Source organism: Frederiksenia canicola, assembly GCF_011455495.1.
In the GTDB taxonomy this organism is placed as follows: Bacteria; Pseudomonadota; Gammaproteobacteria; order Enterobacterales; family Pasteurellaceae; genus Frederiksenia; species Frederiksenia canicola.
In genome coordinates this window covers 213,150-234,652 of sequence record NZ_CP015029.1, presented here as the reverse complement: position 1 = coordinate 234,652, position 21,503 = coordinate 213,150, and the positions used below count along the sequence as shown (strand labels likewise).

22 protein-coding genes are annotated in these 21,503 nt (G+C 44.3%); 18 read left to right on the top strand and 4 right to left on the bottom strand.

The features are described from left to right. The first annotated feature begins 39 nt into the window (after positions 1-39). Positions 40-828 (top strand): hypothetical protein, encoded by a 789-nt coding sequence (locus A4G17_RS10260; protein WP_236941014.1) that lies wholly within the window; start codon positions 40-42, stop codon positions 826-828. A gap of 63 nt (positions 829-891) precedes the next feature. Beyond that, a complete protein-coding gene (locus A4G17_RS01110; RefSeq protein WP_123956840.1) occupies positions 892-1,557 on the top strand; it encodes a coiled-coil domain-containing protein in 666 nt (221 codons plus the stop codon). An 81-nt stretch (positions 1,558-1,638) separates the two neighbouring features. On the opposite strand, the gene corA is transcribed toward A4G17_RS01110, so the two are convergent. After that, the gene (gene corA, locus A4G17_RS01105; RefSeq protein WP_123956839.1) at positions 1,639-2,610 is read right to left on the bottom strand and encodes a magnesium/cobalt transporter CorA; all 972 of its coding nucleotides are present in this window, start codon (positions 2,608-2,610) and stop codon (positions 1,639-1,641) included. A 330-nt stretch (positions 2,611-2,940) separates the two neighbouring features. Here corA and ubiE point away from each other — a divergent pair, with 330 nt between their 5' ends. The 15 genes from ubiE (at position 2,941) to A4G17_RS01030 (ending at position 17,595) form a co-directional block, all read left to right on the top strand. After that, positions 2,941-3,729 (top strand): bifunctional demethylmenaquinone methyltransferase/2-methoxy-6-polyprenyl-1,4-benzoquinol methylase UbiE, encoded by a 789-nt coding sequence (gene ubiE / locus A4G17_RS01100; protein ID WP_123956838.1) that lies wholly within the window; start codon positions 2,941-2,943, stop codon positions 3,727-3,729. Continuing rightward, complete coding sequence (locus A4G17_RS01095; RefSeq protein ID WP_123956837.1) at positions 3,729-4,352, top strand: ubiquinone biosynthesis accessory factor UbiJ; 624 nt, start codon at positions 3,729-3,731, stop codon at positions 4,350-4,352. Before ubiE ends, A4G17_RS01095 begins: the two co-directional genes overlap by 1 nt. 1 nt (position 4,353) lies before the next feature. Beyond that, positions 4,354-5,034, top strand: coding sequence for a hypothetical protein (locus A4G17_RS01090; protein WP_123956835.1), 681 nt, complete (start codon positions 4,354-4,356; stop codon positions 5,032-5,034). Next, complete coding sequence (ubiB, locus tag A4G17_RS01085; RefSeq protein ID WP_123956833.1) at positions 5,034-6,662, top strand: ubiquinone biosynthesis regulatory protein kinase UbiB; 1,629 nt, start codon at positions 5,034-5,036, stop codon at positions 6,660-6,662. Before A4G17_RS01090 ends, ubiB begins: the two co-directional genes overlap by 1 nt. Before the next feature lie 336 nt (positions 6,663-6,998). After that, positions 6,999-7,925 carry an aminoimidazole riboside kinase gene (locus A4G17_RS01080; RefSeq protein WP_123956832.1) on the top strand — a complete coding sequence of 309 codons (927 nt, stop codon included), beginning with the start codon at positions 6,999-7,001 and terminating at the stop codon, positions 7,923-7,925. 94 nt (positions 7,926-8,019) lie between these two features. Then, the gene (locus A4G17_RS01075; protein WP_123956830.1) at positions 8,020-9,450 is read left to right on the top strand and encodes a glycoside hydrolase family 32 protein; all 1,431 of its coding nucleotides are present in this window, start codon (positions 8,020-8,022) and stop codon (positions 9,448-9,450) included. A 12-nt stretch (positions 9,451-9,462) separates the two neighbouring features. Next, positions 9,463-10,497: a substrate-binding domain-containing protein gene (locus A4G17_RS01070; protein WP_236941013.1), complete on the top strand. Its 1,035-nt coding sequence runs from the start codon at positions 9,463-9,465 to the stop codon at positions 10,495-10,497. Positions 10,498-10,754: 257 nt separating this feature from the next. Beyond that, positions 10,755-12,269, top strand: coding sequence for a sodium-dependent transporter (locus A4G17_RS01065; protein WP_123956829.1), 1,515 nt, complete (start codon positions 10,755-10,757; stop codon positions 12,267-12,269). Beyond that, complete coding sequence (locus tag A4G17_RS01060) at positions 12,269-12,361, top strand: methionine/alanine import family NSS transporter small subunit (RefSeq protein WP_123956827.1); 93 nt, start codon at positions 12,269-12,271, stop codon at positions 12,359-12,361. The genes A4G17_RS01065 and A4G17_RS01060 overlap by 1 nt, the downstream gene beginning before the upstream one ends. 334 nt (positions 12,362-12,695) lie before the next feature. Beyond that, positions 12,696-13,673, top strand: coding sequence for a PTS mannose transporter subunit IIAB (gene manX, locus A4G17_RS01055; protein ID WP_123956825.1), 978 nt, complete (start codon positions 12,696-12,698; stop codon positions 13,671-13,673). A 10-nt stretch (positions 13,674-13,683) separates the two neighbouring features. Continuing rightward, a complete protein-coding gene (locus A4G17_RS01050) occupies positions 13,684-14,481 on the top strand; it encodes a PTS mannose/fructose/sorbose transporter subunit IIC (RefSeq protein WP_123957074.1) in 798 nt (265 codons plus the stop codon). Positions 14,482-14,491: 10 nt separating this feature from the next. After that, positions 14,492-15,328, top strand: coding sequence for a PTS mannose transporter subunit IID (locus A4G17_RS01045; RefSeq protein ID WP_123956823.1), 837 nt, complete (start codon positions 14,492-14,494; stop codon positions 15,326-15,328). 76 nt (positions 15,329-15,404) lie between these two features. Further along, positions 15,405-15,860, top strand: a complete 456-nt coding sequence (locus A4G17_RS01040) for a DUF986 family protein (RefSeq protein WP_123956822.1) — start codon at positions 15,405-15,407, stop codon at positions 15,858-15,860. Further along, positions 15,857-17,059 (top strand): mannose-6-phosphate isomerase, class I, encoded by a 1,203-nt coding sequence (manA, locus tag A4G17_RS01035; RefSeq protein ID WP_123956821.1) that lies wholly within the window; start codon positions 15,857-15,859, stop codon positions 17,057-17,059. The genes A4G17_RS01040 and manA overlap by 4 nt, the downstream gene beginning before the upstream one ends. 26 nt (positions 17,060-17,085) lie before the next feature. Continuing rightward, positions 17,086-17,595 carry a hypothetical protein gene (locus tag A4G17_RS01030; RefSeq protein ID WP_123956820.1) on the top strand — a complete coding sequence of 170 codons (510 nt, stop codon included), beginning with the start codon at positions 17,086-17,088 and terminating at the stop codon, positions 17,593-17,595. Between the two features lie 84 nt (positions 17,596-17,679). On the opposite strand, the gene rpsT is transcribed toward A4G17_RS01030, so the two are convergent. Next, entirely contained in the window at positions 17,680-17,943 is a 264-nt protein-coding gene (rpsT, locus tag A4G17_RS01025) for a 30S ribosomal protein S20 (RefSeq protein ID WP_123956819.1), read from the bottom strand. A 245-nt stretch (positions 17,944-18,188) separates the two neighbouring features. Here rpsT and murJ point away from each other — a divergent pair, with 245 nt between their 5' ends. Further along, positions 18,189-19,757: a murein biosynthesis integral membrane protein MurJ gene (murJ, locus tag A4G17_RS01020; RefSeq protein ID WP_123956818.1), complete on the top strand. Its 1,569-nt coding sequence runs from the start codon at positions 18,189-18,191 to the stop codon at positions 19,755-19,757. Positions 19,758-19,828: 71 nt separating this feature from the next. Here murJ and A4G17_RS01015 read toward each other — a convergent pair whose 3' ends face one another. After that, positions 19,829-20,317, bottom strand: coding sequence for a GNAT family N-acetyltransferase (locus tag A4G17_RS01015; protein ID WP_123956817.1), 489 nt, complete (start codon positions 20,315-20,317; stop codon positions 19,829-19,831). Then, positions 20,317-21,498: an aspartate aminotransferase family protein gene (locus tag A4G17_RS01010; protein WP_123956816.1), complete on the bottom strand. Its 1,182-nt coding sequence runs from the start codon at positions 21,496-21,498 to the stop codon at positions 20,317-20,319. The genes A4G17_RS01015 and A4G17_RS01010 overlap by 1 nt, the downstream gene beginning before the upstream one ends. Between the last annotated feature and the right edge of the window lie 5 nt (positions 21,499-21,503).

The following is a 21,503-nucleotide window of genomic DNA, read 5'->3' as shown; positions in this document are numbered from 1 at the left end:
GTTTTAACCCTTAACTCTTTAATTAACAAGGAGATTTTCATGAAGAAATCATTATTAACATTACTCGTTTTAGGTGCTAGTGTGTCTTTAGCAGCGTGCGATCAAGCAAAAGAGAAATCTGCTGAAGTTAAACAAGCTGCAGAAACGAAAATGGAACAAGCAAAAGAAGCAACAGCAGATGCAATGAAAGCGGCAGAAGCGAAAGCAGGTGAAATGAAAGACGCTGCGGCGGCGAAAATGGAAGAAGTCAAAGCAGCAACAGCCGATGCAATGAAAGCAGCAGAAGCGAAAGCAGGTGAAATGAAAGACGCTGCGGCGGCGAAAATGGAAGAAGTCAAAGCAGCAACAGCCGATGCAATGAAAGCGGCAGAAGCGAAAGCAGGTGAAATGAAAGATGCGGCTGCGGCGAAAATGGAACAAGCAAAAGAAGCAACGGCGGATGCAATGAAAGCGGCAGAAACCAAAGCAGGTGAAATGAAAGATGCGGCTGCGGCGAAAATGGAACAAGCAAAAGAAGCAACGGCGGATGCAATGAAAGCGGCAGAAGCCAAAGCAGGTGAAATGAAAGATGCGGCTGCGGTGAAAGTAGAAGAAGCCAAAGCAGCAACAGCCGATGCAATGAAAGCCGCAGAAGCCAAAGCAGGTGAAATGAAAGACGCTGCGGCGGCAAAAGTAGAAGAAGCCAAAGCAGCAACAACCGATGCAATGAAAGCGGCAGAAACCAAAGCAGGTGAAATGAAAGATGCGGCGGCGGTGAAAATGGAAGAGGTGAAACAAGCGGCTGGTGAAAAAACCGAAGAGATAAAATCTTCCGTTGAAAGCAAATAATAACTAAACCAGAAAAGGCACATCACAAGGTGCCTTTTCTTTATTTTATATAGGAGTAATGTGATGAAGAAATCATTATTAGCGTTTAGTGTTGTGGGATCATCTGTGCTGCTTACCGCTTGTGATAATGGCAAAGCAAAAATTGAAGCCGAGTTGAGTGCAACGAAAGCAGAGTTAGCCGCATTACAAATCACACTTGAAGAAGTGAAAAAAGGAGCGGAATCTCAAGTTGCAGAGTTAGAAAAAACAACGGCAGAAAAAATGGTTCTGATTCAAAAAATCGCAGATGAGAAAGCTGCAGAAGTGCAAAAAGAAGCTGATTTGAAAGTGTCAGAAGCACAAAAAGCAGCAGAGGCTAAAGTGGCTGAAATGCAGAAATCATTAGATGCTCAGTTGGAAGAGGCGAAAAAAATCTCAGAAGAGAAATGGCAAATGCTGAAACAGTCTTTAGAAGCTCAATTAGCAGAATCACAACTGGCTACAGAACGAGCGAAAGAGATGGCTGTAGATAAGAAAAGTAAACTATCCGAAGCATTTGAAGACGTTAAATCGTCTATCAGCAACAGTTTAAAAGATGCGAAGGAAGCCATTGCGGATACGATGCAAGATGCAGGTAAGGCGATTCAAAACATGGGTTCTGATATGAAATCAGAGATACAAAAAGCGACTCAAGCTACGGAGTCTCAACGGGAAGAGAATCAGAACGAGACAAAAAACGAAAGCCAATAACTCTCGGATTGGCCATCTTTTTGAAGGAAATGACCGCTTGTGTTGTGACAAGCGGTCATTTTTTCAGGATTTTTTGCAAATTTATAACCAGCCTTTGCGTTTAAAGTAGATATACGGCGTGGCTGCCGCACAAATCATCAAACCAATTGCCATAGGATAGCCGTATTCTAACCGCAATTCGGGCATGACATCAAAGTTCATTCCATAGGTGGATGCAACCAGCGTCGCAGGCAGGAACATCACTGACACAACAGAGAAGAATTTCATAATACGGTTCTGCTCAATGTTGATGAAACCCATTGCAGCTTGCATTAAGAAGTTCACTTTTTGGAACAGCGATTCATTGTGCGGCTGTAGGGATTCAATATCGCGTAAAATATCGCGAGCCTGTTCAAGCTGATTATTTGGCAAGCGGGTTTTACGTAATAAGAAACTTAACGCCCGCTGCGTATCCATCAAGCATAGCCGTACTTTTGAGCTGGCGTCTTCCAACTCGGTGAGTTCCGCCAAGGCATCATCAAAGTTGTGATCGCCTTTCTTTTCTTTCTGTTCTTCTTGCTCTTTTAAGATCACACGGCTGAGTTTTTCCAAATCGGCGTAGATATTTTCAATCACGTCTGCCAACTGCTCGATTTTAGTTTCAAATAGGTCGAGCAATAATTCATAAGCGTTGCCATCGATCAACTTTTCACGGCGGGAACGCATTCGATACAAACGAAACGCGGGCAAATCCCGCTCACGCAAGGTGAATAAACGCCCATCACGAATGGTAAAGCCTACGGTGGCGATGTCGGCATAATCTTCATCATCTAAACAGTAGAAAAACGAGTGCAGATGTAGGCCGTCTTCATCTTCAAAGAAACGTGCTGATGCTTCCAAATCTTCCAATTCGTGCTCTTCGGCGAGCGTTTGGTCTAAGCGATGTTCGAGCACGCTCCGTTCTTCCTCGGTGGGGTCGATCAAATCGATCCAAATGGCGTCGTTAAATTGGTTTTGAATGGTTTCATCAACACTGATCAAGCGGTCGTTTTGCAACGAAAAAGCGCGAATCATTTCATACTCCTATAGTTACAACAAGGTATGAGGCGATGAACAAAAATGAACAAAAATTAAGATACTGACAGGGAAAATACCGACACTCGTCGGCGAAAGGATTTTGGACGAGGTGGGTTAGAAAGCTGATAAGTATCGACTGTGACTGTCCAAAATGCTGTATCCTCAAGGTGAAAAAAACGGGCGAATGGTACAGATTTCAAGCCAGTTCGTCAAGAATTTCTCGATGACAAGCGGTCAGTTTCCCGAAAAGTTTTGCAAATTGTTAAGGAAATCTGACCGCTTTTTTGTTATGGTATGTGCCAATTTTTTCGAGTAGAGAAAGGCACAATGAACGATATTCAACAACCACAATCCCTCCCATCTGACACATCTTCCCCAGAAACCACCCATTTCGGTTTTAAAACCGTGGCGAAAGACGAAAAACAGCAACTAGTCGCCAATGTTTTCCATAGTGTTGCAGGCAAATATGATTTGATGAATGATTTGCTTTCCTTTGGTATTCATCGTGTCTGGAAGCGGTTTACCATTGATTGTAGTGGTGTGCGAAAGGGGCAGAAAGTGCTGGATTTGGCCGGCGGAACGGGCGATTTTACCGCGAAATTTTCTCGCATTGTAGGTGAAACAGGCGAAGTGGTGTTGGCGGATATTAACAGCTCAATGTTGCAGGTTGGGCGTGAAAAGCTCCGTAATCTCGGCGTGGTAGGCAACGTCAATTATGTGCAGGCGAATGCGGAGTGCTTGCCGTTTGCCGATAACACTTTTGATTGCATTGTCATCAGTTTCGGCTTGCGTAACGTTACTGATAAAGACAAAGCCTTGCGTTCGATGTTCCGTGTGCTGAAACCCGGCGGTCGTTTGTTGGTGTTGGAATTTTCTAAGCCGATTATTGACCCGATCAGCCAAGTGTACAACTTCTACTCGTTCAATATTCTGCCTAAAGTGGGTGAGGTGGTGGTGAATGATGGCGACAGTTATCGCTATTTGGCGGAGTCGATCCGTATGCACCCAAAACAAGATGAGCTCAAAGCGATGATGGAAAATGCGGGCTTTGAAAGCGTCAATTACTACAATTTAAGTGCAGGTATTGTGGCACTTCATCGGGGTTATAAATTCTAATGAACGGCGTTTTTCAACAATTGATGCTGCCGCAGTTGGCAATCGGTGGCATTGAAACGGCATTTAACACTCTGCTCGCCCGTTCGGCTCATCTTGCCCCGATATTACGCAAACTCTCGGGAAAAGTACTACAAATTCGGCTAACTCGTCCCGAACTCACGTTTTTTATTCTGTTTAGCGATAACCGCACTGATTGGCTTTCGGTTTACGAAGGTGATGTCGATTGTGCCGTGCAGCTTGAAGCAACGACCTTACCCAAATTGGCGGACAAATCCAAATTAACCGATCTCATTAACGACAAACGATTGATTTTAAACGGTGATTTGCAGGTGCTACAACATTTCACGGCTTTACTGGAACAGCTCGAAAAAGATCCTGCCGAATGGCTTTCATACTTGATCGGCGATGTACCTGCTCAACTTTCCACCGATTTCGCCAAAGGCATTTTCTACAAAGTGACATCGCAATTTGAGCAAAATAGCCGCCATTTAATCGATAATTTAACCACTGAGCGTCCTGTCCTTGTACACCGCTTACAGCTTGCCGATTTCTGTGATCAAGTCAAAGCATTGGAACAACAAGCGGTCAGATTAGAACAAAAACTTGCAAATTTAAGGAGATGAAATGAAAGTACATCCTCTTTTTTTATGGCTAAGTTTATTGACCAACACCGTAGCTGCAGAGCTTTGGAGCCTTGAAGCACTCCAACAAGCACCTGAAGGGTGGGAGATTGAGCTAAAGGTTGAAGGCGAGTTGAATGGTGACAAGCGGTCAGATTTCGCCTTGATTTTGCAAAAAAAGGATAAAACGTTAATTAAGAAAGACGAATGGGGCGAAGAGAATTTTAATCCACGTCGCCTTGTGGTGTTTTTATCTGAGCAAGATGGTTATCGCCAAGCCTTACAAACACGTGATGGTTTTCTTCCGAGTGCAAGCACTCCAGATAGCCATTGCCTTGAGGATCCGCTTGCCGATGGCTCATTAACTATCCGCAAAAGTCAATTATATGTTAGCTTACACTACTTCCATAGCTGTGGGAGTTGGTGGACAACAAATGCGACCTATCAAATTCGCTATAAAAACGCAAAATTTGAACTCATTGGCAAAGAAAGCCAATCGTTACACCGTGCGAGCCTAATGGAAGAACATAGTAGCGTAAATTACCTAACGAATAAGGAAAAATTTACCACTGGAATTAACCAAAGTGCGTCAGAAGAACATCGTCCAGAAACAAAATGGAGAACGCTTGCAAAAGCAGAGCAACCGCTGACTTTAGATGTGAGTAAACTGAAAGAATTACCTTAATGAATATCAAAAATTTCCGCCGTCTCTACAAAATCATTCACACCTTTTTACGTTATGGGATTGATGAAGTTATTCCCGATGTGCCTCGCACACGCTCACTGCGGTTGGGGCGGAAGTCGCTATTTTGGGTGCAAAATCAGTTCCCAAATGAACCGCTTGGTGTGCGATTACGCCTTGCGTTGCAGGAGTTAGGCCCTGTTTGGATCAAACTCGGGCAGATGCTTTCCACCCGCCGTGATCTGTTTTCTCCTGAACTTGCCGATCAACTGGCGTTACTGCAAGATCAAGTTGATGCGTTTGACGGCAAATTAGCCCGCCAGCGTATCGAGCAAGCTTTGGGTGGTTCCCTTGAAACGTGGTTTGATGAATTCGAGGAAACTGCATTGGCATCGGCGTCTATCGCACAAGTTCATACGGCAAAATTCAATCAAAACCAACCGCTTGAATTGGCGGGTAAGGAAGTGGTGCTAAAAGTGATCCGCCCTGGGATCGAGCAAGTGATCAAAGACGATCTTGAATTGATGTATCGTCTTGCTCGCTTGATCCCGAAATGGTCTGCGGACGGTAAACGGCTGCGAGCGGTGGAAGTGGTGCGGGAATATGAAAAAACCGTGTTGGACGAGTTAGATCTTCGCAAAGAAATGGCGAATGCGATCCGCTTGCGAGCGAACTTTGACGGCAGCGAAATGCTCTATGTGCCTGAAATGTATCCTGATTTTTGTCATAAAAATCTGATTGTCATGGAGCGGATTTACGGCATTCCCGTGGCGAATATTGCCGAACTTGAAGCCAACGGCACTGATATGAAACTCCTTGCAGAGCGAGGGGTGAAGGTGTTTTTTACCCAAGTATTTCGCGACAGCTTTTTCCATGCGGATATGCACCCGGGCAACATTTTCGTGAACCCGAATCACCCTGAAAATCCGCAATATATCGGCATTGATTGTGGCATTGTTGGGCAGCTGAATGAACACGATAAACGCTATCTCGCCGAGAGTTTTGTGGCGTTTTTCAACCGAGATTATCGCCGCGTGGCGTTGATGCACGTTGAGTCGGGCTGGACGCCAGAAGACACGAATATTGATGCTTTTGAGCAAGCCTTTCGGGAAGTGTGCGAACCGATTTTTGCCAAGCCGCTGTCAGAAATTTCTTTCGGGCAGGTTCTGCTGAATTTGTTTAACGTAGCTCGTGAATTCAATATGGAAGTACAACCTCAGTTGGTATTGCTGCAAAAAACCTTGCTCTATATTGAAGGCTTAGGCAGACAGATTTATCCGCAGTTGGATTTATGGCAAACAGCGAAGCCTTTTTTACAAAATTGGCTAGATGAGCAAATGGGCGTCAAAGCGATGATTCGCCAAGTTCGCCAACGTTTACCGCAATTTCGTGAACATTTCGCCGAATTTCCCGAAGCCGTTTTCCAAGCGTTACAACAACAAAAGCAGATCAACAAACGCCTAGCAGAAATTAATCAGAGTTTGCAACAAAATCGCCCGTCCCAGTTTGGTTCGACCTTACTTATTGGTGGATTGTTGGCTGGGATCTTTTGGAAATTTGAAGCGATGCCGCTGTGGTTGAGTGTGAGTTTATTTCTTTTGACTATCGTTTTGCTGTTAAGACACAGGTAGCCCAACTTGAGTCGGTGACTCAACACATTTATTCGGTAGAGACAAGCTACACTAGCTCGTTGTGAGTCTCGATTTGCAAAACTTTTTAAGGAAACGACCGCTTGTACTGTGACAAGCGGTCAGTTTTTATGGCTTTTTTACCAAATTTTAAGCGGTTCACTTGTAACCACTTGACTTGCTCGCACGTTTTTGAATGCCACGCACTGACCCACCTTTAGCTCTACGCCCTTTACACAAATTTGTGAGCGACGTCACAAAATACTAAACTGGAAATTGCAAAACTAAATCGTTTTAGCTACTATTTTGTTTAGTTTTTTAGTCAAAAGAGTATTAATTATGAACAAAATTTGGGTGTTAGGCGATGCCGTTGTGGATTTAATTCCAGACGGAGAAAATCACTATTTACGTTGTGCTGGCGGGGCACCAGCAAATGTGGCGGTAGGAGTAGCTCGCCTTGGCGTACCAGCGGGATTTATCGGGCGAGTGGGGGATGATCCGCTGGGTAAATTTATGCAGCAGACCTTACAAGCGGAAAACGTCTGCACCAAACAGATGATTTTAGATCCTGCTCAACGCACGTCCACGGTGATTGTCGATTTGGATAATGGCGAACGCAGTTTTACTTTTATGGTCAATCCAAGTGCTGATCAATTCTTAGAAATCAATGATTTACCGAATTTTCGAGCAGGCGAATGGTTGCATTGTTGTTCGATTGCGTTAATCAATGAACCGTCTCGTGCAACCACTTTGGAGGCGATCCGCCGTATCAAACAAGCGGGGGGGTTTTTCTCCTTTGACCCAAATTTACGCGAGTCCCTTTGGGCATCGCTCGATGAAATGAAACAAGTGGTGAATTGTGTTGTCGCCTTGGCGGACGTGCTGAAATTCTCGGAAGAAGAGCTGACCTTATTGACCGATAGCGACAATTTGGACGTTGCAACGGCAAAAATCACCGCACAATATCCTGAGAAACTCATCATCATCACCCTTGGCAAAGACGGGGCGGTGTATCATCTCAATGGCAAAAGTGAAATCGTAGCGGGCAAAGCATTGCAGCCTGTTGATACCACTGGGGCGGGGGATGCGTTCGTCAGTGGTTTGCTGGCTGGGCTGTCGCAATATCAAAACTGGCAAGAAGATCGTGATGTATTGGTGCAAGTGATTCGCCAAGCGAATGCGTCGGGCGCGTTGGCTACCACGGCGAAAGGGGCGATGTCGGCATTGCCTAACAGAATTCAGTTGGATGCATTTCTGTTAGCTTAAAATATGGGCCAACCCATCAGTTGGCCGTTACGATTTTATACAACAAGCGGTCACTTTCTTTAATAATTTTGCAAATCAGATACGGAACAACACTATGCATATTTTCAATCAAGGCAAATACAAAAGTTTGCATGCTCAGGCAGCGGGAGAGTTAGCCGCTGTACGTGACGTAGTTTTACAAGATAAAGACTTCCGCCCAACCTATCATTTAGCTGCACCCACGGGTCTGTTGAATGATCCGAATGGGCTGATTTTTGACGGTGAGCACTACCATATTTTTTATCAGTGGTTCCCTTACGATGCCATGCACGGAATGAAGCATTGGAAACATTACATCACCCGTGATTTTCGTACTTTCCACGAAGGTGATATGTTGATCCCCGATGAGCGGTTTGAAAGCCATGGTTGTTATTCGGGCGGAGCGATTTTGTGGCAGGATAACATCGTGGCGTTTTATACGGGTAACGTCCGCCGAGCGAGCGATAATCAACGGGTACCGCATCAAAATATGGCGATTTTTGACAAATCAGGCAAATTGCTCGAAAAACGTTGCATCATCAGCGAACCGCCTGCGGGCTACACTGAACACGTCCGAGATCCCAAACCGTTCATCACCCCAGAAGGCAAAATTCGCTTTGTGGTTGGGGCACAACGCAATGATTTAACGGGAACCGCATTGCTGTATGAAATGGACGATTTAAACAGCACGCCCCGTTTGCTATCGGAGTTGGCGGTGGAGGCATTTGATAATCAAAATGTGTTTATGTGGGAATGCCCTGACCTATTCCAACTGGGTGGGAAGGAGGTATTTGTTTGGTCGCCGCAAGGTAAAAATCGCGAAGCTTATCAATATCAAAATAATTTCCACGCCGTTTACGCGTTGGGCAAATTAGTGGGCTCGAGTTTGCAGACGGATCAGATTGACGAATTGGATTATGGTTTTGATTTCTATGCCCCGCAGACGATCGAAAACAGTGATCGGATTTTGGTCGGCTGGGTGGGCTTGCCCGATCTGCAATACCCAACGGATCGCTACAAATGGCATTCAATGCTGACACTTCCCCGCAAATTGTCGTTGCAAAATGGTAAAATTTATCAACAGCCGTTGGTCGAGATGGGTGAGCGAGAAACACTTCACCTTGCAGGCGAGCAACCAATTGCCGATTTGGATACGTGCTATTTGCAAATTTCTGTTGAAAACCGACCGCTTGTATTGGATTTTTTCCGCAACTCACAAGGGCAAACCTTACGATTACGCTATGACGATGGCGTGTTGAGTTTGGATCGCACGGCTACGGAACAAACCGAAATCATGGCAAAATTCGGCTCGGTGCGGCAGTGTAAACTGGCGCGGTTAGATAAACTCGAGTTATTTTTTGATCGCTCTGTTGTAGAAATTTTCGTCAATGATGGTGAAAAAGTGCTCACTTCACGATTCTTCATTGCCGAACGGGAAAATGTGCTGATAAGTGAAAATACAGTTGAGATAGAAATCGCTAAAGTGCGAGCGATAACATATAAATAAAAGGAGAAAGCATTGGAACAGCGTAAACGCATTACGTTAAATGATATTGCTCAGCTGAGCGGGGTATCTAAAACCACCGTCAGTATGATTTTAAACGGGCAGGCGGATCAATTTCGGATTAAAGCGGAAACGTGCGATAAAGTGCGAGAAATTGCCAAGCAGTACGGCTACCGAGCGAATGCGAATGCGAAAGCGTTGAAGCAGTTGCGTTCTAATGTGATTGGGTTGGTGATCCCCGATCTTACCAACTACGGTTTTGCGTCCACGGCAAAAACATTGGAGCGGTTATGTCGGGAAAATGGTTTGCAGTTAGTCATTGCCTGTTCGGATGATAATCCTGTGCAGGAAAAAATGGCAATTGATCGACTGTTGGATCGGCAAATTGATGTGTTGGTTACCGCTCCGACTCACCAAGATCCAAATTATTACAAAAGTATTCTCAAGCACGTCCCCATTTTATTGATCGACCGCTATGTGCCGAATTTGGCACTTTGTCATATTATTAGTGCGGATACGCCGAAAATTGCGGAAGTCGTACAGCAAACGGCGGAGCGTTATCAGCTGTCTGAATATTACTATTTTGGTGGGCTGCTTTCCCTTTCTCCGAGTCAATCACGTTTGGCAGGCTTTCGCCAAGGCTTGCAGAAAGCCAATCTGAGCGAAACAAGCGGTTGGATTTTACATAAAGATTACCAATCGGAGTCGGGTTATCACATGTTGCAGCAAGTCGTAGAGCAATTAGGACGTTTGCCTGAAGCGATTTTTACTGCTTCTTACACCCTTTTAGAAGGCGTGTTGCGTTATTTGACGGAACATAAATTGATGGATAAATTGCTCAACCGAGAGCTGCATTTAGCCACGTTTGACGATCATCATCTGCTCAATGCTTTACCTTTTCATATTCATTCGATTAAACAAAACCACGAGCAGATCGCTCACGAAATTTTTGCTACGATTCGCCAAAAATTACAGGGTAAGAAACCAGAAAATGTGACAGTAGAGTGTGAAGTTATTTGGCGTGATCACGAAAATGCACATAAAATGTAAAAAAAATTTAAAAAAATTGTTGTGCTATTTTTCTAAAAGTTGATTTATATAAAGTGCTATATAAACAGGAATGCTAGGTTTTTATTCTTTATATGGGCAGAAAATCTAGCATTTTTTATGGTATGATTTTGATAATATAAGCATATTGATTATTTTTGACTATTTACTTTCTTGAGTTTGTTGGGCATATTGCGAGCAATTACGAATTTTCGTAACAAATTTTTATCCGATTAAAACAATAATTTGAGGGACTTACCGTGTCAAATTCAGCATCAAATACCACGAATAGAGAAACGTTCTCTGGACGTGGTGTCTTTATTTTAGCCGCAATCGGTTCTGCGGTGGGGTTGGGAAACATCTGGCGTTTCCCTTATGTAACGTATGATAACGGTGGCGGTGCGTTTATTATTCCTTACCTTGTCGCCTTGCTTACTGCGGGGATCCCGCTGCTTTTCTTGGATTATGCGTTAGGGCATAAATATCGTGCTTCTGCACCGCTTGCGTTCCGCCGTTTCAGCAAAAATTTTGAAACATTTGGTTGGTGGCAAGTGTTGATCAACGTGATCATCGGTATTTACTATGCAGTGATTTTAGGCTGGGCAGCAACTTACACGTATTACTCACTAAATAGTGCTTGGGGAGCGAATCCTGCTGATTTTTTCTTCAAAGAATTTTTACAAATGGCAGATGGAGCGGGTGTAAGCCTTGATTTCGTTGGTACAGTGACAGGTCCATTAATTGCGGTTTGGGTGGGGATTTTGGTGATCTTAGCTCTCGGTGTACAAAAAGGGATTGGTAAAGTATCAGCTTTATTTATGCCGTTATTGACCATTATGTTCATCGTGCTTGTCATTACGGCCTTGTTTTTACCGGGAGCAGAAAAAGGCTTGAATGCATTATTCACACCAAACTGGGAAAAATTAAAAGATCCTAGTGTGTGGATTGCAGCTTACGGTCAAATCTTCTTTTCGCTCTCAATCTGCTTCGGGATTATGATCACCTATTCATCTTACTTGAAGAAAAAAACCGACTTAACCAGTTCTGGCTTAGTAGTTGGTTTTGCTAACAGTAGCTTTGAGTTACTTGCAGGTATCGGGGTATTTGCAGCCCTTGGCTTTATGGCAACGGCAGGGGGTAAAGAAGTCAGTGAAGTGGCAACGTCAGGCATTGGTTTAGCTTTCATCGCTTTCCCGGCGATTATTGACCAAGCCCCATTTGGCAGTGCTATTGGTGTCCTATTCTTCGGTTCATTGCTCTTTGCAGGTATTACTTCTCTCATTTCTATTTTGGAAGTCATTATTGCCGCAGTACAAGATAAATTACAGCTTGGGCGGGTGAAAGCAGCAACAATCGTTTGTATTCCAATGGGTGTTGTTTCAATCTTGCTATTTGGCACAACGACTGGCTTACCGGTGCTTGATGTATTAGATAAATTCGTAAATAGCTTTGGTATCGTTGCAGTAGCATTCTTCTCATTAGTTGCAATCTCATTTAGCAAAAAGCTCTCGGTGCTTTCCGACCACTTAAACGAAGTCTCTTCATTCAAACTTGGCGTAGTATGGCGTGTATTAGTCGGTGGCGTAATCCCAGTGGTGCTTGGTTATATGTTATTCAGCGAAGTATTTAAAGTGTTAAGCGAAGGCTATGGTGGTTACCCGACGTGGTTTGTCGGTATCTTTGGCTGGGGTATGGCAATTGGATTGGTTGCAATCGGATTTGTACTCTCTCGCCTGAACTGGAAAAATGAACAAAAATTTGAGGAGGAAAAATAATGAGTGGTGGTGCAATTTTAATGATGTCAGCGTCATTGATTATTATTTGGGGTGGTTTACTTATAGCCGTAGCAAACTTACCAAAAGAATAATAGGTAAAAAATCGTAAGGAACTGACCGCTTGTATATCTACAAGCGGTCAGTTCCTTTTGTTTTTTTGCAAATGGCTTACCAGTTTCAGCTTAAAGCCTTAAAAGTGAAAATATTTTGAAAATTATTTTTAAATAAAAAGTAAATAAAGGGGCGAAATCTGCTCAAAAAAGAAGCCAAATGAAGCGTCAAAAAAATAAAATGCGATCTAGATCACATTATTGTCCGATTTCAGTTGTTGTAACTGTACAAAAAGTTACAATTCGCCCGAAATTTTACTCTATTTGAGAATAAGTTTATCTTTTTCATTTTTTTATTCAAAAAGGAAACCACACTATGAGTATTGCGATTATCATCGCGACCCACGGCGTTGCAGCGGAGCAGCTTCTCAGAACGACTGAGATGTTGATCGGCGAGCAGAGCGATGTGGCGTTTATTGACTTTGTGCCAGGTGAAAATGCTGAAACCATTATGGGCAAATATCAGCAGAAATTGGCAACGGATCTAGCTCACTGCGATCAAGTGTTGTTCTTGGTCGATACTTGGGGCGGTAGTCCGTTTAATGCGGCAAACCGAGTGATCGGTGAGCAAACCAATATGGACATCGTCACTGGCGTGAATGTGCCGATGTTAGTGGAAACCTTTATGGCTCGGGATGATGGTCCAAGCCTTGAAGAATTGGTTGAGGTGGCGTTAGAATCAGGTCGTGGTGGCGTGCGTGCGTTACGTTATCAAGAGCCTGAAGAAGCTTCAGTTGCAAAAGAAGAGCCAAAACCGACCGCTAGCGAGCCTGCTGTGGTAACGCCAAACGGTGTTGGGCACTTAGAAATTGGCTTGGCACGTATTGATGACCGTTTAATCCATGGTCAAGTGGCAACTCGCTGGACGAAAGAGAGTCGTGTGAGCCGTATCGTTGTGGTGAATGACGATGTGGCGAAAGACAGCGTACGTTCAACAATGCTGAAAAGTGTGGCTCCACCAGGGGTAACCGCTCACGTTGTGGATGTAGAAAAAATGATCCGCGTATATAACAACCCGGAATACGCCGGCGAGCGAATGATGTTATTGTTCACGAACCCAACTGATGTCGTACGTTTAATGGAAGCGGGCGTTGAGTTTAAATCGATCAACGTTGGTGGTATGGCGTATAAAGACGGCAAGAAAATGATCACCAGTGCGGTTGCCGTGGACGAAAAAGATATCGAAGCCTTCAAGGTGTTAGATGCGAAAGACATTGAACTTGATGTGCGTAAAGTATCGAACGACAGCCGTCAGTATATGATGGATCTGTTAAAGAAAAATAACTTAATCTAAGGAAATTATGATGGAAATTTCTACCTTACAAATCGTGTTAGTGTTCCTTGTTGCCTGTATTTCGGGAATGGGATCAATTTTAGATGAGTGGCAAACTCACCGTCCATTAATTGCTTGTACCTTAATTGGTATCGTATTAGGCGATATGAAAACGGGTATCATCGTAGGTGGTTCATTAGAACTTCTTGCATTAGGCTGGATGAACATCGGTGCAGCACTTGCACCGGATGCTGCATTAGCCTCTGTGGTTTCAACGATTTTAGTGATCGTTGGCGGTCAAGATATTCCGACTGCGATCGCATTAGCCATTCCACTTGCGGCAGCTGGTCAAGTTTTAACCTATGTGGTGCGTGCGATTACCGTGGGTTTCCAACACGCTGCAGACAAAGTGGTTGAAACTGGCGATTTAGATAAATTGGACTGGATCCATCGTTCAGCGTTATTACTCCAAGCGATGCGTATTGCAATTCCTGCCTTAATCGTGGCGATGACAGCGGGGACAGACTCTGTACAAGCGATGTTAAATGCGATTCCTGAAGTCGTTACCACGGGCTTGAAAATCGCAGGTGGCTTTATTGCGGTAGTGGGTTATGCGATGGTGATCAATATGATGCGTGCAGGCCACTTAATGCCATTCTTCTACACCGGTTTCGTGGTGGCAGCCTTTACTAACTTCAACTTAGTGGCTCTCGGCGTGCTTGGTACCGTAATGGCAATCGTATATATCCAACTTCACCCAAAATACAACCAAAGCAAACAAGTGGTGCAAGTTCAAGCAACTAACAACTTAGACAACCGTTTAGACTAAGGAACAGACGATGACAACTGAAATCAAAAAAGTAACACAAAGCGATTTAAATGCGGTCGTTCGCCGTTCAAATCTCTTCCAAGGTTCGTGGAACTTTGAGCGTATGCAGGCATTAGGCTTCTGCTACTCAATGGTGCCAGTAATCAAACGGTTATACCCAGATCCAAATTCACAAGAGCGTAAAGATGCGATCAAACGTCATCTTGAGTTCTTCAACACCCAACCATTCGTGGCAGCCCCTGTTTTAGGTGTAACTATCGCAATGGAAGAAGAGCGTGCTAACGGTAAACCGATTGACGATGCCGCAATCAACGGTATCAAAGTGGGTTTAATGGGTCCGCTTGCAGGTGTGGGTGACCCAATCTACTGGGGGACCGCTCGTCCAGTTTTCGCTGCATTAGGTGCAGGGTTGGCGTTAAGTGGGAGCTTACTAGGTCCATTGTTGTTCTTCGTCTTGTTTAACTTAGTGCGTTTAGGCACCCGCTACTTTGGCGTAACCTACGGCTATAAAAAAGGTTTGGATGTGGTTCAAGATATGAGCGGTGGCTTATTACAAAAACTCACCGAAGGGGCGTCAATCCTTGGTTTGTTCATTATGGGGGCATTAGTCCAAAAATGGACGAGCATCAATGTTCCGCTTGTGGTTTCGGTGATTGAAAAACAAGACGGTACCGTTGAAACGACCACAGTACAAAGCATTTTAGACAGCTTAATGCCAGGCTTACTGCCATTATTGCTCACCTTTGCGTGTATGTGGCTGCTTCGCAACCGTGTTAATGCGTTATGGATTATCTTAGGCTTCTTCGCATTAGGTATTCTTGGTGCGTGGACAGGTGCACTTGCTTAATAGACGTTGCAAAACTTTCTAAAAATCTGACCGCTTGTTACAATACAAGCGGTCTTTTTCTTCCCTCTATTTGCAAATGACAAATTTCATTCTCCTTCTCGGTATTACGCTCTGTTTGGGCTATGCGGTTTATGACCAACTGATAATGCCGAAACGCAAAGGTAGCACCAAATTAGCGGTGGAATTACAACGCCAAGCGGGGATCGATGTGTGGATTTCCGTGGGGCTGATTGTGCTGACCATTGCCCAAGGCATTCAATCAGGCATTGAGCCGTTTACGTTGTTTTTATTGGCAAGCTGTATTATTTTGTGCGTCTATCTGGCATTTTTCCGCTCGCCACGGTTATTATTGAAACAAGACGGCTTTTTCTTTGGCAATATTTTCTTTGATTATCAAAAAATTCAGCAGATCAACTTAGCGGATCAGCAAATTCTAGTGATTGATTTAAACAGCGGACGGCGTTTGTTAGTGCGAATTAAGCACGCAAACGATGTAGAAAGGGTCGTGAATTTCTTTGGGGGTTATAAATGATTTTTAAATTGGCAGGCAAAATGCAGCATTACGACTGGGGCGGAACGAATTTTATTCCAAGCTGGTTGAAGTTAGACAATGTTGAGCCAAAACCGTATGCAGAATATTGGCTTGGGGCACACCGCTCAGCACCGTCAATGCTTGAATTTGAAGGCAAGTGGCTGGCGTTAGATCGGGTCATCGACAAAGCTCCAAAACTGCTTGGCGACCATTCCCGTGAATTATTTGGCGATGAATTGCCGTATTTATTGAAAATTTTAGACGTAAAACTGCCGCTTTCGATTCAGCTTCATCCGAATAAAAAGCAAGCGGAATACGGCTTTGAGCAAGAAAATCAGCAAAGCATTCCGCTTTCTGCCCCAAACCGCATTTATAAAGATCGCAATCATAAGCCTGAAATGATGATCGCATTGTCGGATTTCTGGCTGTTGCACGGTTTCCAGTCGATTGAGGAAAGCTGCAAGCGGTTAGATTCGCACCCTTCTTTGCAAATGTTAGCCAACGATCTGCGTGAAAAAGGACTGCCAACGGTCTATTCGCAAATTATGCAAGCGGATCAAACCCAGTTAGCGAAGTGGATTTTGCCAGTGTTGGACGCGAAACAAGCGGACTATCAACAAGGTAAATTGAAACTGGATAACCCAGATTACTGGCTGCTTTACACGATGGAAGCAATGGCGATTTCCCCTGAAAAACTCGATGCAGGCTTGCTCAGTTTCTACCTGTTCAACATCGTTAATTTGAAAAAAGGCGAAGGCATTTATCAAAGTGCTGGCTTGCCGCATGCCTATTTGCGTGGGCAGAACATCGAGCTAATGGCGGCATCGGATAACGTTATCCGTGGCGGTTTGACCTCGAAATATGTGGATATCCCTGCATTGCTCAATACGATTGATTACCGCGAAATCACCCCGAAAATCATTCCTGAATATCAAGGCGAGGACGTATTGCATCTTTATCCAACGCCCGAGGCGAAAGATTTCGCTCTGCAACGCTTTGAATTTAAACCCTTCAATGAAGAACAGTTCACCGCCAGCAGTGCCAGCATTTTATTAGTGATGAACGGCAGTTTATACATTGATTTGGGCGAAGATTCCATTCACTTGCAACAAGGTGAGTCAGCATTTATTGCTGCCGACAGCCAAGTGGATATTATCGGCGAAACAGACGGCTATGCGGTGATTGCTAGCGTGCCGTGATGTGGAATATTTATATGGAGAGCAACATGTCTTATGTAAAATCGATGGCGGTGTCGTTGTTATCTGCCGTAATGAGTGTTTCTGTGCAGGCGGCAACGGTGAGTCAGTTATATCAAGTGAAAGAAACGACACAGCCGCCAGCGGCGGTAGAAAACGTGCAAGAGTCGCCTTTGCAACACTTTGTGAATAGCCTAGAACTGAGATTTATTGGCATTAAACTGCATGCCATGAATGATGAAATCATGGTGGAGTTTAATTATGAATTACGTAATAAAACTGCGGTAGGAATTAAAAAAGTTCATTGGACAACCGACTATATTGCCGAGGGGCAAACCTTCTTCACCCAAAATGAACCACTTATTTTTCCACAGTCACTTGCTACAAATGAACCATTGCCTTTGACGTTTTCCGCCTCATTGAAGCAATTTCCGCAAAATATAAAAGAGATATTGCTGAATCAACGAGAGTTAGTGACCACACAGTTTCATGCAAAAAGCATTGAATTTAGTAATGGGACAAAAATTATTGTTGAGTAAACAAATGAAAAGGACTGAAATTATCTAGAATAATTTCAGTCCTTCAATATTATGGCGATAATATTATCTATTTTATTGAGCTTATTACGCTAATTTTTTGATTTGAGCAACTAATTTAGATTTGTGGTTAGCTGCTTTGTTAGCGTGAATTAAGCCTTTAGATGCCATACGGTCTACGACTTTTTGCATTTCAACGAAAGCGGCTTCAGAAGCGGCTTTATCGCCAGTTGCGATGGCTGCGTAAACTTTTTTGATGAAAGTACGCATCATTGAGCGTTGGCTTGCGTTGTGTTTGCGGCGTTTTTCTGATTGCACCGCACGTTTTTGTGCTGACTTGATATTAGCCAAGGTCAAACTCCTAAAAAAATATCTGTGTAAAAATAAAAAACATAAAAGCGAACTTTTATGTGCTATCGATAGTTGAGGGTCTGCAGACCCTATATTTTCAACGAGACACGGGCTTGAAAATAGTATCTTTTCATGCCAAAACGTTGCAGGGAAAAGATAGAGACAAATTCTAGCAGTTTTTTTCTGATTTTCCTACCACAAACTGCTAAAATTCCGATCAATTTTCACGTTCAAGAGACATATCGGTGAGCAAAAAATTATTAAAATCGGGAATGGTTGTCAGTGGTATGACGCTAATTTCTCGTGTATTAGGTTTAGTACGAGATGTGGTCGTGGCTAATTTACTCGGCTCGGGTGTCGCGGCGGATGTGTTCTTATTCGCTAATCGTATTCCGAATTTTTTACGTCGTTTGTTTGCGGAAGGGGCGTTTTCCAAAGCCTTTGTTCCTGTTCTAGCGGAATATAATGCCGATAACGATTTAGACAAAACCCGTGAATTTATCGCCAAAGTGTCGGGCACGTTGGGCGGATTAGTGACAATGGTTACTCTGGTTGCAGTGCTTGCTTCCCCGATTGTCGCCGCTTTATTTGGTACTGGTTGGTTTATTGATTGGCTCAATGGCGGTCCGAATGCCGAGAAATTTACCCAAGCTTCGATGTTGCTCAAAATCACCTTTCCTTATCTCTGGTTTATCACTTTTGTGGCGTTATCGGGGGCGGTGCTCAATACCATTGGTAAATTCGGGGTAATGGCATTTTCGCCTGTGTTGTTGAATGTGGCGATTATTGCAGTTGCGATTCTCGGTTCGCCTTATTTTGATTCGCCAGACACCGCACTAGCGTGGGGCGTATTTCTCGGTGGTTTACTGCAGTTCCTATTCCAAATTCCGTTTATGAAAAAGGAAGGGCTGCTGGTGAAGCCGAAATGGGCGTGGAATGATGATGGGGTGAAAAAAGTCCGCACGTTGATGATCCCAGCTTTGTTTGGTGTGTCGGTCACTCAGCTCAATTTGCTATTAAATCAAGTGATTGCCAGTTTTTTGGTAACAGGTTCAATTAGTTGGCTTTATTACGCCGACCGTTTGATTGAATTTCCGCTTGGTTTGTTTGGCATTGCGATTTCAACGGTGGTACTGCCAAGTTTATCCCGCATCGCAAAACAGAAAGAATTAAGCGACAGTGTGCGAGCGGAAAATTTCAGTCAAACAATGGACTGGGGCGTGCGAATGGTGCTGCTGCTTGGCGTACCAGCGATGATCGGCATTGCAATCCTTGCCGAGCCGCTGATTATGACGATGTTTATGCACGGTAAATTTGGATTGAGTGACGTAATGGCATCGGGCAGAGCGTTGTTTGTGATGTGTTTTGGGCTGATTAGCTATATGTTGATCAATGTGCTTGCCAACGGTTTTTATGCTCACCAAAACACCAAAACGCCAGTGAAAATTGGCATTATCGCCGCTATCAGCAATATCTGCTTTGGTTTGCTGGCCATTCCGTTTGGCTATGTGGGCTTGGCGATGGCATCAGCGTTGTCTGCACTAGTGAATGCGAGCTTGCTCTATCGGGGCTTGGCGAAAAATGGTACTTACCAAGTCAGTGGCAAAACAGCTCTTTTCGCCCTGAAATTACTCATTGCCGGTTGCATGATGGGGGGGGTAGTTTCCTCTTTCTCGCCTGATTTATATGGCTGGACAACCCTTTCCCTATGGCAAAAAATCCACTGGCTGATTTGGCTTATCGCTCTGGCGGCAGTCAGCTATTTCGGCACGTTGATTGCTTTAGGCATTCGCAAACGGGATTTTAGGGCATAGTTTGACTCGCAAGCGGTCAGTTCCGCTCAATTTTTTGCAAAAAATCTGCAGGAACTGACCGCTTGTATTCTTTATGAACGTTGGTAAATCCATTCTTGAAAGCGGAAATCGGCAATTTGGCGGGATTGTTGAATGCCACGGTTTTTGAAACCGTGTTTTAGGTAGAACCGTTGAGCGAGTTCGTTTTCAACGGCGACTTTGAGATAAACGGGTTTGTCTGCCATTTTTGCGAAGGCAAGTTGCATCAATGTCGAGCCAATTTTTTGTTGCTGAAATTCAGGCAACACATTCAAGGCATAGATTTCATTTTCTATATCTAATTCAGAATTCCGCCCTTTGCCGAAAGCGATCATGCCAACAAGCTGCTTTCCTTCTTCCGCTACAAAAATTTGTACATCAGGATTATCAAGCGATTGCTGAAAACCCACCGTCCAACCGTCTTCTTGGATGTTGTCTAAAAAATTCTGCGGAAAAATCCCTTGATATGCCACTCGCCATACTTTGGCAAGCAAGTGGCTTAGTGCTTGAGCATCAGAAAGAAAGGCTTGGCGGATGTGCATTATGGCTCCTGTAAAATTGCGTTTAACACCGTAACCCCTTGTTCGATTTGCTCATCGCTGATAATCAATGGCGGGAGTAGGCGGAGTTTGTGTTTGGCGGTGAGCAATAATACCCCCTTTTCAATCCCTTTGGCGACCACTTCGGCGGCGGTAATGCCGTCTAATTCTACACCGATCATCAAGCCCATTCCGCTGACACTTTTCACTTTGGGTAAGGCCTTGAGAGCATTTTGCAATTTTTCGCCTTTTTTAGCGATTTGCAAAAGAAAATCGGGATCTAACCGCTTGAGTACGGCATTGGCGGCAGCGCAGCAGACGGGATTTCCGCCAAAGGTGGAGCCGTGATCGCCTTTGCCGAGCGTTTCGGCACATTTTTCACCAAACAAAATAGCTCCAATCGGCAAGCCGCCACCTAAACCTTTGGCAAGCGTCACCATATCAGGCTGTATGCCGAAATGTTGGTAAGCGAATAATTTCCCCGTGCGACCAATGCCTGTTTGTACCTCATCAATAATCAATAAAATATCATTTTCACGGCAAATGTGAGCAAGTTCTTGCACATAGCCTGCATTTAGCGGCAAGATTCCGCCTTCCCCTTGCACGATTTCGATCATTATCGCACAGACATCATTTTGTGAGATTCGCGTTTGTAACGCTTGAATATCGTTGGCAGGCAGATGTTCAAACCCTGGAGTGAATGGGAAAAAGTGTTGGTGAAAAGTCGCCTGTCCTGTGGCAGCAAGCGTTGAAATGGTGCGGCCGTGGAAGGAGTTTTCCAGCGTCAAAATGGTGAAACGATCTGCGCGCCCGTATTTGTCTAGGCTATATTTGCGGGCGGCTTTGATTGCCCCTTCGTTAGCTTCCGCACCGGAATTGCAAAAAAAGGCACGGATCTGACCGCTTGCATGGCACAAGGTTTCGGCAAGTTGGGTGCTGGGGGCAGTGTAGTAAAGATTGGAAGTGTGTTGCAAAGTAGCAGCTTGCTGGCTCACCGCTGCCAGCCATTCATCATCTGCCCAACCTAAGCTATTGGTACCAATGCCACTGGTGAAATCGAGATAACGATTGCCGTCAGCATCCCATACCTCACAGCCTTTGCCTTTGGCGAGAGCGAGCGGAAAGCGGGCGTAAGTTTTAGCGATAAATTGGCTATCTTGTTGTTGAATTTGCTCATTTTTCATTCGAG